Genomic DNA, 12523 nt, shown 5'->3' on the forward strand with positions numbered 1-12523 from the left:
TCCTCGTTAAACTCATTATCTCTATTCTCTTAACGGGTGTCCACGGTTAACACTAACAGCAGTTTTTCGCTTAAATGTGGCTGCAAACTGAACCGGAGAAACGTACCCCAGTGCCCCATGGATTCGTTTACGGTTGTAGAAAAATTCAATGTACTGGAAAATGGCATCATACGCCTGTTGCTTCGTTTTAAATCGATTCCAGTACACCAACTCTTTTTTTAAGAGGCTGTGAAAAGATTCGATACAGGCGTTATCATAACAGTTTCCTTTGCGGCTCATGCTTGCGGTCATCTGGTACGTCTTTAGGCGTTCCCGGTAGTCTGCAGAGGCGTACTGGGAGCCTCGATCCGAATGGTGAATCAAGCCCTTTCCGGGGCGTTTGGCCTGGTAGGCAGCGTCCAGAGCGCCCTGTACGAGGTCAGTGGTCATCCGGTCGCTAAGCCGCCAGCCGACAATCTCCCGGGTACACAGGTCCAGCACGCTCGCCAAGTACATTCGTCCTTCCCGGCAGGGAATGTAGGTGATATCCGCTACCCACGTCTGGTTCGGCTTTTCCGTGTGAAATTGCTGGTTTAACAAGTTGGGGGCAATGGGTAGCGGATGGTTGGAGTCGGTGGTGCATACGCGAAATCTCTTTGCGACACAAGAGCGCAGCCCCAGTTCTTTCATGTACTTGCCTACCGTGCGTTCACTGACCTGGTGCCCTTCACGCACTAGGAGAACCTTGATTTTGGGGCTGCCATAGCGACCCTTAGAGTCGTGAAAATGATAGGCAATCCGCTTTAGCAACAAGGCTTTACGAGTGGCTTGAGGGCTGGGCTTCGCTGTTCTCCATTTGTAATACCCGCTCCGGGACACCTGAAAGACACTGCACATCTTCTCCACGCGGAACTCGGAGCGATGATCTTCAATAAACCGAAATCTCAGTTCTTTGGATTGCTGAAGATGTGCACGGCTTTTTTTAGGATGGCCATCTCCTCTGTCAGGTCTGCGAGTTCTTGCTCCCGCTCCTTCAGTTGACGTTCCAGCTCTCTGTATTTGTCTGGAGTAATGATGGGCTCATTCTCAAACTGCCGGTACTGACCTAGCCATTTATGCAACGTTTTGGCGGGGACATCCAGCTCCAGGGCCAATTCCGCCACCGTTTTCGTCTGCTCCTGGATGTACTTTACGGCCTGTCTTTTGTATTCTTCATTGTAGCTTCTCCGTGTTCCACTCATGCGGACACCTCCTCGTTAAACTCATTATCTCTATTCTCTTAACGGGTGTCCACGGTTAACACTAACAGCATTTATCCCCTTCATTTCTCCATTCCGCCGACTTCCGGCCGATTCAGAGGGATTTATCCCCTTCATTCCCTTGCAGCCTCCCGCAACCTACCCGGCGCACTGCTCCCAAAACCAATATTACTTGTAAGATCATCTATTGCGTTCGTGTCCCGGCATCTGATTCATTTCCACCAGTTGGCCTAGTTTACCCTCTAGATTACTTAAAGGACAGCTTCAGTCGCCGCACAAACATTGTAGCCTATAGCTCATTCAATCCCACTGTACCTATCTGTGTTACCTAAAGCTTAGCTTGCTCAAGCCAACCTCACAAATCCACGCGCCTACAGCTTGCTCAAGCCTACCTACAAATCCATGCACTTAAAGCTTACTCAAAGCTCACCTACAAATCCACGCGCCTAAAGCTTACTCAAAGCTTACCTACAAATCCATGCACTTAAAGCTTACTCAAAGCCCACCTCACGCCCCGTGCAGCTACAACTTATTCAAGCCCGCCGCGCGCTTAGCAGCAGCTTCCGAGACCCGGCGCATCAGCAGCGCAAGCCCTTCACGCGCCTTGGGTGTCTGCGGCAGGAGTGTGCTCCAATCCTCCTCCGGTTCCATTACCTCAGGCATTGCCGGAAAAGGACGGGAGGAGATCTCATGAAACAGCGGCCCCGGCTGGTGCAGAGAGCCTTCAGCCGCAGCCTCGGCCAGCCATTCTCCAGAGGATACAGCCGGACCCTTGCGCTCCAGCCGGGCTAACTCGGACGCGAGCGACACAGATGCAGGCGCGTCTTCTTCCGCACTGCGCTCGTTCTCCTGCTCCGCCCACAGGGCGAACACACCGGAGAGCAGCTCTTCCTTGGACAGTCCGCGCAGGGCTAACGCAAGCAGCGGCTCCTGGGTAAGCTGCTGCCTGATCCGCTCCACCAGTGCCTCAGCCGGCAGCAGACCCGTGCCCTGTTCATCCGCTGCCAGTCTCAACTCATCATCCGCAGGCAGCAACTCCAGCGCAGCAAGCCCGCCATTCAGGCTGCCCTGCAGCAGATCATACAGTTCACCCGGGTGCGCAGCGAGCTGATGTAGCACTTTATCCTTCCGGGCAGGTGTCCACTGCGGAATGCGCAGAGTGACAGCCTCCCGCTGCACCTGCGATAGCGACGCCTGCTGTCCTTGCTGCTGCACCTGCGGCTCTGCTTCCACCCGCTCTCCTTGCCCTTGCTGCACCTGCTGTTTTTTCTCGACTCGCTCTCCCTGCCCTTGCTGCACCTGCTGTTTTTTCTCCACCCGCTCTCCCTGCCCTTGCTGCACCTGCTGCTTATTCTCCAACCGCTCTCCCTGCCCTTGCTCCGCCAACTGCTTTTTCTCCGTCTGTTCTCTTTGCCGCAACGGTTCCGCCCACCGGCCCATATCCCCTTGCTTCTCTATCTCTGCTCCGGCTTTGCTGCTGCGTCTGTCTGCTCCTTCAGCAGCAGGCCCCACACTGCCGGTGGCCTTGATGACCCCGGGCAGCACCTCCAGCCGCAGCTCCAGCAGCTTATACATAGGTGCTTCCTCCTTTTACCTTACAATCTATTGCCCGATCTACATCCAGTCCTGCCCCTGCAGTTCAATCAGCTCCTTGAGCTCATGGTTAGACATCTCGGTCAACCAGTTCTCGCCGGAGCCGACGACCTGCTCGGACAGGCTTTTTTTGCGTTCAATCAGCTCATCGATCCGCTCCTCCAGCGTTCCCTGGCAGATCAGCTTATGCACCTGTACATTCTTGTGCTGTCCAATCCGGAAGGCGCGGTCCGTCGCCTGGTTCTCTACTGCCGGGTTCCACCAGCGGTCATAATGCAGCACATGATTAGCCCTTGTCAGATTGAGGCCGACGCCGCCTGCCTTAAGCGAGAGAACGAAGAAGGCCGGACCTTCCCCCTCCTGAAAAGCATGCACCATCTCGTCGCGCTCACGCTTCGAGATGCCGCCATGCAGGAAAAGCGGCGTCTGCCCGTATCTTCGGGCCAGCCGGCTGACCAGCAGCTCGCCCATCGCCACATACTGGGTGAAGATCAGCGCCGATTCGCCAAGCTCGGAGATGCTGTCGAGCACCTCGAACATGACGTCCATTTTGCCCGAAGGCTCACTGCGCAGGCTCCGCCCCTCGTCCTTGCGGAACAGCTGGGGATGATCGCAGATCTGCTTCAGCTTGGTCAGGGAAGACAGCACCAGCCCCCGACGGGCCATGCCTGAGCGCTCGCCGATGACGCCAAGCATCTCATCCACAACCCCCTGATACAGCGAAGCCTGGGTCTCCGTAAGCGGACAATAAGACTTCAGCTCCAGCTTCTCCGGCAGATCCTTCGAGATATCCGGGTCACTCTTGAGACGCCGCAGCAGGAAGGGCGAGACTAAGCGGTGCAGCTCACGCAGCCGTTCTCCGCCCTCTCCCGATACATAACGCTGGCGGAAGGAATGATAGGTCCCCAGATAGCCGGGGTTGAGAAAATGGAAAATCGACCACAGCTCGCCCAGCCTGTTCTCCACCGGGGTCCCGGTCATTGCGATCCGGTGCGGCGCGCTCAGCTTCATGACGCTCTGCGCCTGCTTGGTGCGGTGATTCTTGATATACTGTGCTTCATCCAGCACAACGGTAGACCAGCGTACCCCGGCCAGATCCTCGCTGTCCCGGCCCGCCAGATGGTAGGTGGTCAGCACAATCTCATGGCCGGCCGCCAGCTCCCTGAATCCTTCACCGCGCACCCGCCGTCCTCCATGGTGAATGTGCAGGCTAAGCGAAGGGGCGAAGCGCTGCAATTCACGCTGCCAGTTGCCAAGCAACGAGGTCGGGCAGAGAATCAGCACTGGCTCCTGCTTCTCACCTGGCGGGGCATTCAGCGCCCGGTCCAGCAGGCAGGTGATGACCTGTATGGTTTTGCCTAGACCCATATCATCGGCCAGGCAGACGCCGAAGCCGAGATTGCTGAGTGCCGTAAGCCACTGATAACCCCGCTCCTGATACGGACGCAGTGTTCCGTTCAGATCCTCCGGCACCGGACGCAGCGGCATCCCGCGCAGCACATCGCCGTGCATGAGGGAGGCCAGCAGGCCGGAGGTCTCCATGCCGGTAACTGACATGCCCTTCCACAGCCGCTCCTCGCCATCTTCGGCCTCCAGGCGCATCCAGTCGGCTGCGGTCATCTCTCCGCTCTCGCCGCGCTTAATATATCTCAGGACCTGACGCACTTCCTTCGGGTCCACTTCAATCCACTCTCCCCGGAAGCGCACAAAAGGCACCCCCGCTTCCACCAGAGCATTCAGCTCCTCCTCGGTGATGTCTGAATCCCCCAGCGAGGCTTCAATGCGGAAGGAGATTAGCTCTTCCATGCCCAGCGCCGGCTGAATCGGGCCATCCGTGCCGCCAACCGGCGGCTGCATCTTCATTCTCATGCCGATCCGCCGGCGTCCCTCACGGCTCCAGCGCGATGGCATCTGCACGGTAATTCCCCGCTCCCGCAGCTGCTGCACACTCTCCTTCAGGAAGAAATACAGCCGCTCCGGCGGCAGATCAATTCCGCGCGGAGCCGGTTCAGCCAGCGATCGCCGGATATCCGGCGAACTCTTCGCCGCACGTCCCAGCGCAGCAAGCAGCTGCTGCTGGATATTACGGTATCGCTTGCCCCACAGGGTGAACTCCCGCTCCCGGCTGCTCCACACCGCTTCCGCCGGAATCCAGAATTCTCCCTCCTCCCGGCTCTCCGCCCAGAAGGTTAGCTGCCACAGCTCGCTGTCCTCCGCCGGCGGCTCCAGCCGCAGGCCCAGACTAAGCTGTCCGCTGCGGGCCTCCTCAGTCTCGAAATGCGGCACCTCATGGCCCGCCGTCTCGTTCACCACGCTCAGCAGCTCCGTCACCTCAGCCGGGGTCCCCTGCACGGGGATATCCCGGCTGCCGGTAAGCAGACTGTTCCACCACAGCTCAGTCAGCGGAGAATAGCCGCGGCGGTAGTTAGCCTTATACGGCGCCAGCGCGCTCTCATGGGCGGCAACTACATTCTTAATCTCGGCAGTCATGACCGCCTGCAGGAAGGAATACAGCACATATCCGCCCGCTTCCTCGCGCGAGGACAGGTCGCCTTCCTCGGCTACATGCGTGCCGAGCGCAAGCACTGGCATAGAGGCCGCCATCTGCAGGAAGAACTCCTTATCCGCCTCTTCCCGGAACGCCGGTGACCAGCACACGGCAGCGGCCTGTTCGCCTCCGCGCCGCCGCGAGCCGACCTTGCGCGGCGGCTGGGCACCGGGCACAATCCCGCCCTTGCCCATCAGCTCCAGCGCGAAACGGGCCGCAGCCGACCAGTAGCGCAGCTCGCCTCCAGGCTCAATGCCCTGGGCACGGCTGGCCTGTTCATCCCAGGCCAGCAGCAGCTCGAAAGCATCCTTCGGCGACAGCGCCAGTCCTTCCAGCGTGCGTCCGGGCAGTCCGCGCCGCGCCGGCTTGCCCTCCGCAGCAGCGGCTGCAGGATACTTCACCTCCGCCAGCCGCAGGGCAGCACCCGCAAAAGGACGCCAGCCGCTGCGGAGCTCCAGCCGTTTGATCACGCGTGTCCATGCGTCCACCTTCGGCTCGGAGGTTTCGCCCGAGAAGCAGAATAATACGTCCCCTAACCATATTGCATACAGATGCTTAATCATTGTTGGTTAATCTCCATTCTTGTGAGCAAACAGCAAGAGCAGCCCTTCCACTCCGGAAGACTGTCTCCTGCTGCGCGAGAAATATATTATGAAGCTGCACCGGCGGCAATAGCTCTAGCCGTACAGCCTTCCTGTTACGTTATTTGCTGCAACTTTTTCTTCATCCCTTCATCTTATACGAAAAAGCCTATATTTAAAAACTTTTCTGCACATTTTCTGTGATTTTCAGCAGATTGTTGCCCGGATCAGGCCATTACTGTCCAGATTGCGTTCCAGCAGGAAGAACCGGCCCGCCCCTCCAGGCAAGCCGGTCCTGAAATCCCGTGCAGCAACTCGTGCTGGACTACTACACTCTGACGGGTTACATTCTACCCGGCTCCTACTCCGCACCCGCCAGAATCTGCAGCTCTCCGCCCCCGGCAGTATCCGCCACCTGAACGATGATCGCACCGTTCTTGCCGTTCCGGGCCCAGCCCAGTGCCCCTTCATTCAGCTCCTCCAGACTAATCTCCGCCAGCCCCTCCACCGCAGCCACATTGAAGAACGGATAGCAGAGCGCGAACCGCAGCGTCTCCCGGCGCGGCTTGTAATCATGAACCGCATACGCCCACTTCAGCACCAGCGCATTTTCCTCCCCTTCAGCCTGCACGGTAAGCTCCGTATACTGCCCCATGCGGTAGCTGAAGCTGTGGCCGTCATCCTCATACAGCTTGAAGGAGGAAGAGAAGCCCGCAGCCGCTTCCGCCCCGTAGAGATGGAAGATGATCGTCTCCTCCGTGTCCTCCAGCGCATACTGTCTCAGCGGGCCTTCGGCCACGAAGCTGCCTGCCTTCACATACATCGGCATGATATGCAGCGGTGCAGCCGCAAGAATATGGCGTCCGCCTTCATGAATCTCCCCGTCCCAATAGTCCAGCCAGCAGCCTTCGGGCAGATAGACGGAGCGGTGATCCGTATCCGGGCGGTAGACCGGGGCAATCAGCACATTTTCACCCAGCAGGAACTGGTCGCACAGGTTGGTCACATGCGGATCACGCGGATATTCGAGCACCAGCGGACGGATGACCGGCAGACCGCTCATCTCCGCTTCATGAAAAAGATTATACAAATGCGGCATCCACCGGTACCTCAGCCCGATGAATTCACGCAGAATCCCTTCCACCTCTTCCCCGAAGGACCAGGGCTCCTGGCGCAGTGTTCCGATGGAGGAGTGATTCCGGCAGTAAGGGAAAAACACCCCCATTTGCGTCCACCGCACCAGCAGCTGCGCCGACGTATGATGGGCGAACCCGCCGATATCCGGCCCCGAGAAGGCCAGCCCGGACAGCCCCATGTTGAGCACCATCGGCATCGCCATCGCCATATGCTCCCAGAAGCTGCGGTTATCCCCGGTCCATACGGCTGCATAGCGCTGGATGCCCGCATACCCGGCCCGGGTCAGCACGAAGGGACGCTCGCCCCCCATATGCTCGGCCAGACCCTCATAGGTCGCTTTGGACATCATCATCCCGTACAGGTTGTGGTATTCCTCATGGGTCACCGGCCGCCCGTTGTTGAAATGCATCACATCCAGGTCCATTGTCTTGGTCTCATTGAAGACTGCCGGTTCGTTCATATCGTTCCAGATGCCCTGAATACCAAGCTCCGTGTAGTATTTGTGCAGATCCCCCCACCACTCGGCGGTCCGACTGTCGCTGAAATCAGGAAAGGCGCTGATCCCCGGCCACACCTCACCGAAGAATATATCGCCCTCCAGGCGGCGGCAGAAATGCTTTTCCAGCACCCCTTGCTTATACACCTCGTATTTAGGGTCTTTTTTGACGCCGGGATCGACAATCGGGACAATGCGCACACCCAGCTCCGCAAGCTCCGAGATCATTTTCTGCGGATCAGGGAAGTTGACAGGGTCGAAGGTGAATACGCGGTATTCGTCCATATAGTGGATATCCAGATAGATCACATCACAGGGGATGTTCTTCTCACGGAAGGTCTTGGCCAGCTGCAGCACCTCCTGCTGGTTCATGTAGCTGTAGCGGGACTGGTGATAGCCAAGCGCCCACTTGGGCGGGAGGGCGATCCGGCCGGTGAGCGTGGTATATCTTTTGACGACATCCTTCATCTCAGGCCCGTTAATGAAATAGATATCGTACGCTCCTGTAGAGCAGCCAATGGTAAAAGCAATGCCGTGCGAGCGCATGTCGAAATCACTCCGCCCCGTATTATCCAGAAACAGCCCGTAGGAGAGGTCCCCGTGCATGTGGATAATGAGCGGAATAGACTCATAGAGCGCTTCAATCTCCGGCAGATGCGGGGCGAACACATCGGTGTTCCAGTTCGTATAACGCTCCCCCCGTTTGTCCAGGAAGCTCGACTTCTCACCCAGTCCGTAAAAATGAGAGTCCGGCTGCATATCATATTCGGCATGGCTTGCGCCGCGCGGGTTCCAGCTCGTCAGATTCTGCTGCATGATCACCTTGCCGGATGTATTCTCCACACGAAGCAGAAATGAGGCCTTCTCAATAATCAGCCGGATGGCGCCCGTAGAGAAAATGAGCTGCTCCTCCGTCTCCTCTACCGGAAACAGATGCGGAATACAGCACTCCTTCAGCACCGCCTCCGAGGTGGTCAGGTCCGGTACCTTATCATGGAAGACCTTCATCCGGAACATATCATCGCTCAGGAAGATAAAAGCCATCCCGGCGCATTCCCCCCGGACGATGTAGATATTCTCGGAGCGTTCCCAGGACACCACGCTGCCCGGCGTGTTCCAGGTCTCCTTCATCACCAGCGGCCCCATCTTCTCAGGGCGTATCGCCTCACTGCTCTCCATGTATCTTCTCTCCCTTCGCTGCTTGCTGATCTACTTCTTGACTACATATTACCCCGGGCCTAAGGAATACTATCCGTGATTGTTATGACCAATCGGTCATTTTTTTCGCCGGATTAGTCTTATTTGCTGCCAAAGCGGGTATATTCTATATAGGCCAAGGCCAAAACGTAGTTATTAACCAAGTTAGGGAGTGGTCATATGACTAGAACTAATCCTTATAAGTGGGGAAATTTGCTGCTCTTCCTCGGCGTCATTGTCATCAATACCCTTTCGGTCGTCCTGCCGCTTGGCGGGAACAGCACCGCCGAAATCTCGGACAGGTATCATACGTACCTCACACCGGCCGGATATGCTTTTTCCATCTGGTCCCTGATCTATCTGCTGCTGGCCGGATTCATTATTTATCAGTTCCGCAAGGGTACCGGAGGCAGGGATTCCGTCCAGCGGATCGGGATCTGGTTCATGCTCAGCTGTATCTTCAATATGGGCTGGCTGCTCCTCTGGCATTATCTGTACATTGAGCTGTCGCTGGTGGCGATGGTACTTCTGCTGCTATCGTTAATCGTCATTTACCGCAAAACCCGCTTCATCGCAGATCCCACAACCGGGGAGAAATGGCTCGTGAAGCTGCCGTTCAGCCTCTACCTCGGCTGGATCTCCGTTGCTACTATTGTCAATGTCAGTGTTGTGCTGGTGAAGAACGACTGGGGCGGCTTCGGACTCAGCGGCATACTGTGGGCAGTCATTATGCTCTGCGTTGGTGCAGTGCTGGCTGTACTGGTAAGCTTCCCGTACCGGGACAGCATCTATCCGCTTGTCTTCGTCTGGGCCTACATCGCCATTGCTGCGGAGCATAAGGACACGAATGAGGTGTATTTCACCGCATTGATTGCAGCAGGGCTTCTCTTGCTCTACAGTATTTGGCTGCTGCTGACTCCGCGCCGTTCCCGCAGCAGATACTAAATAAATTGAACTGACTATTTTTCCATTTTGGGATTAGCCGTGACTCCAGAGAAGTTTTGGACTTCCGGCCGCTATTGTCTGCAGATTTCTTGATTTATCCCGTTTTCAACGGTTGAAATCCGCAGACAAAGGCGGTCGCTACCGCTCCTCCAGTTCCAAAATTCCCTTCCGCCACTTTCCCCTTCCCTTAAGTTTTCAAGTTCAATCTATGTAGATACGCTTATATATACAAAAAAATCCCCGCACGCCAGCTTCACGTGCGGGGGATTTCGCTGTCCTATGCCTTGACCGCTTGCAACCGGCCCGGGTTATTTCTTGCGCGCTACCGCTTCGATCTCAACCAGCGCGTCCTTCGGCAGACGGGCTACCTCAACGGCACTGCGGGCCGGGTAAGGCTCGGTGAAGAAGGTGCTGTACACCTCGTTAACCGCCGCGAAATCATTCATATCCTTCAGATACACGGTTGTCTTCACCACTTGATCCATCGCTGCTCCGGCCTCTTCCAGGATGGCCTTCACATTGTTAAGCGACTGGCGCGCCTGCTCCTGCACACTGCCCGGCAGTTCCGCCGTCTGCGGGTCCATTCCGAGCTGGCCTGAAGTGTAGACCCAGTTGCCCGCAACAATTGCCTGGCTGTAAGGACCGATCGCTCCTGGGGCTTTGCTTGTAGCTACTTGTTTTTTGGTCATTATGAACGCCTCCTGCATGCTGTACGCGGCCTGTAGACCGCTATGTACATTCTATTAGTATGCTTATTGTAAGTCCTGGGGTCTGCGGTTTGCAAACCCTGCTGCCCGGCTAATGCTTGCCAATCACATGAATGACCTCATTCGTGTAGATGTGCACGCCGCCTGTATCAGCCTGGGCAATATTCATCATCGCCCGCGCTACCGTGGCGGCGGGAATGGCCCGGAACTTCGCAGCTTTGCCGACCATGGCGAAATCCAGCGCCTTCATCAGCACAGCCGCAGCGCGTTCACCCAGCCTGAATTCTGCCCGGTCACCCAGCAGCAGCGAAGGGCGGAACAGATGCAGCCCGTGGAATCCGGCAGCTATCAGCCCCTCCTCCGTCCGCCCCTTGATCCGGCTATAGAAGGTACGCGATTTGGCGCTGGCTCCCATAGAGGACACAGCCAGGAACTGCTTCACATTATACTCTTTGGCCAAGGACGCAGCGGCAAGCGGGTATTCCAGATCTACCCGTTCGAACTGCTCCTGCGAACCCGCCTGCTTAATTGTCGTTCCCAGACAGCAGAATACTGCATATACACCGGCGAATTGCCCGCTATATTGCTCAAGCCGGTCCCAATCCACTTGAATCTGTCTCAGCTTGGGATGCTCAAGCGCAAGCGGACGGCGGACCAGTACACGGACCTCGTCCCAGCTCCCGCCCAGCAGATCCCGGGTCAGCGCACTGCCGACCAGACCAGTAGCACCCAGTACCAGCGCAACTCTTCTCACCGCAATAGCCTCCTTATATTCCTCCTTATTCATCCCGCAGAATACGGCGGCCCAGCAGCAGTGCCAGCAGTATCATCAGCACGCCTACCACTAACTGCATGCCGTAGATTTGCATCCACTGCGGCCATTCCTTAATCCATTCGTAGATACGGCCGCCCAGCAGCGGGCCGAAGAAGGCCGCCAGACCGGTGAGCGCCGCATACATCGCCATATACATCGGCCGTTCGCGCTTTGGCGTATCCCCAATAATGAAGTTGAAAGCGAGCTGGTTGAAGCCGCCTACGCCCACGCCGAACACAATATGGGCTGCGAATAACACAGGAAGCATCGGCAGCACGGACAAGAGCCCCCAGATCAGGGAAGAGAACGCGATAATCGGCAAGGTCCAGAGCAGCAGCTTCTTGTTACTGTGCCTGGCATTCAGGTTGCCCCATACATAGAAGCTGGCCATCATGAAGACCGTCTGCGCCACATTCAGCAGGGACAGCTTCTCATAATTGATATTCAGCAGCTGCAGCATGACATAGGAATATAGCGGTACGGTCAGGTTCTGCAGCAGCAGCCAAGCAGACAGGAACAGTGTGGATTTCATGAACAGCTTGTCCTGAAGCGGCTTCCTGAGCATCGGCAGGAAGGCCTTCTCTTCGGATTTCTCAAACGGCACATCCGGGTAGAAGAAGAATACCACGATGTTCGAGATTGAGAAAATCCACACTACAATATACAGGATAAGGAATCCGTGTCCGCCCGGATAACGGTCCAGAATAATACCGCCCCCGTACATCACCAGGCTTCCCAGCGCATTAAGGAACGTATTACGAATACCGAAATACCGGCCCCTTACTCTTGCAGGCACCAGGTCACTGATGACGGAGTTCCAGAGCACACCACCGGCGGTGTTCGCAATGAAAGCAATGGTATACAGAACGATGAAGGCGGTAACCCAGTGCTCTTGCGGAAAAATAAACGGAACCAGGCCCGTAGATCCCCACAATAGACGGTGTAAGCCAATAAAAGTCACGAGCGCCCACTTACGGCTCGGCAGCTTCTGGATCAGGAAGGCCACACCGATCTGTGCGACGTTCACCAGCGTAGTAAGCGCCAGGACAAATCCGATCTGACTGGAGCTGGCACCCAGGTATAACAGGAATCCTGTAAGAAATTGGCCTTGCAGCAGCACCTGGAATATGGTGGATGGTATCCCCTCAAAGGTAGCGATCTGCAGATTCTTGCGGTGTACGGAGGCCTTGCGCAAATCCTTGGAACGGTTCCGCAGCGGCCGGCTTCTCATGATGTTCATGGGGGAATGACTCTCCTTTGATGCGGC

Annotated in this window: 9 protein-coding genes; 1 reads left to right on the forward strand and 8 read right to left on the reverse strand. The window is 56.7% G+C overall.

Annotated elements, in window-relative coordinates:
• Positions 1-21: 21 nt before the first annotated feature.
• The 5 genes from NSU18_RS17025 to NSU18_RS17045 all read right to left on the reverse strand — a co-directional run bounded on the left by NSU18_RS17025 (position 22) and on the right by NSU18_RS17045 (position 8772).
• Entirely contained in the window at positions 22-1038 is a 1017-nt protein-coding gene (locus NSU18_RS17025) for an IS3 family transposase (RefSeq protein ID WP_341151062.1), read from the reverse strand.
• Positions 924-1220, reverse strand: a complete 297-nt coding sequence (locus NSU18_RS17030; protein ID WP_341016938.1) for a transposase — start codon at positions 1218-1220, stop codon at positions 924-926. Before NSU18_RS17030 ends, NSU18_RS17025 begins: the two co-directional genes overlap by 115 nt.
• 540 nt (positions 1221-1760) lie before the next feature.
• Positions 1761-2813: a hypothetical protein gene (locus tag NSU18_RS17035; RefSeq protein ID WP_341149618.1), complete on the reverse strand. Its 1053-nt coding sequence runs from the start codon at positions 2811-2813 to the stop codon at positions 1761-1763.
• Between the two features lie 39 nt (positions 2814-2852).
• Complete coding sequence (locus tag NSU18_RS17040; RefSeq protein WP_341014867.1) at positions 2853-5942, reverse strand: DEAD/DEAH box helicase; 3090 nt, start codon at positions 5940-5942, stop codon at positions 2853-2855.
• A gap of 379 nt (positions 5943-6321) precedes the next feature.
• Positions 6322-8772: a glycoside hydrolase family 31 protein gene (locus NSU18_RS17045; protein WP_341149619.1), complete on the reverse strand. Its 2451-nt coding sequence runs from the start codon at positions 8770-8772 to the stop codon at positions 6322-6324.
• A 198-nt stretch (positions 8773-8970) separates the two neighbouring features.
• On the opposite strand from NSU18_RS17045, the gene NSU18_RS17050 reads away from it, so the two are divergent.
• Complete coding sequence (locus NSU18_RS17050) at positions 8971-9735, forward strand: tryptophan-rich sensory protein (RefSeq protein ID WP_341014870.1); 765 nt, start codon at positions 8971-8973, stop codon at positions 9733-9735.
• A gap of 308 nt (positions 9736-10043) precedes the next feature.
• Here the strand turns inward: NSU18_RS17050 and NSU18_RS17055 are convergent, their stop codons facing one another.
• From NSU18_RS17055 to NSU18_RS17065, 3 genes are all read right to left on the reverse strand, one after another.
• Complete coding sequence (locus NSU18_RS17055) at positions 10044-10424, reverse strand: RidA family protein (protein ID WP_341014872.1); 381 nt, start codon at positions 10422-10424, stop codon at positions 10044-10046.
• Positions 10425-10533: 109 nt separating this feature from the next.
• The gene (locus tag NSU18_RS17060) at positions 10534-11196 is read right to left on the reverse strand and encodes an oxidoreductase (protein WP_341014874.1); all 663 of its coding nucleotides are present in this window, start codon (positions 11194-11196) and stop codon (positions 10534-10536) included.
• A 25-nt stretch (positions 11197-11221) separates the two neighbouring features.
• Entirely contained in the window at positions 11222-12496 is a 1275-nt protein-coding gene (locus NSU18_RS17065; protein ID WP_341014876.1) for an MFS transporter, read from the reverse strand.
• Positions 12497-12523 lie beyond the last annotated feature (27 nt).

It is taken from the genome of Paenibacillus sp. FSL H8-0048 (assembly GCF_038002825.1).
GTDB lineage: Bacteria > Bacillota > Bacilli > Paenibacillales > Paenibacillaceae > Paenibacillus_AQ.

Coding starts and splice junctions, on each gene's coding strand:
- NSU18_RS17030 (WP_341016938.1), bottom strand. CDS start 1,220: ATGAGTGGAACACGGAGAAGCTACAATGAAGAATACAAAAGACAGGCC.
- NSU18_RS17035 (WP_341149618.1), bottom strand. CDS start 2,813: ATGTATAAGCTGCTGGAGCTGCGGCTGGAGGTGCTGCCCGGGGTCATC.
- NSU18_RS17040 (WP_341014867.1), bottom strand. CDS start 5,942: ATGATTAAGCATCTGTATGCAATATGGTTAGGGGACGTATTATTCTGC.
- NSU18_RS17045 (WP_341149619.1), bottom strand. CDS start 8,772: ATGGAGAGCAGTGAGGCGATACGCCCTGAGAAGATGGGGCCGCTGGTG.
- NSU18_RS17050 (WP_341014870.1), top strand. CDS start 8,971: ATGACTAGAACTAATCCTTATAAGTGGGGAAATTTGCTGCTCTTCCTC.
- NSU18_RS17055 (WP_341014872.1), bottom strand. CDS start 10,424: ATGACCAAAAAACAAGTAGCTACAAGCAAAGCCCCAGGAGCGATCGGT.
- NSU18_RS17065 (WP_341014876.1), bottom strand. CDS start 12,496: ATGAACATCATGAGAAGCCGGCCGCTGCGGAACCGTTCCAAGGATTTG.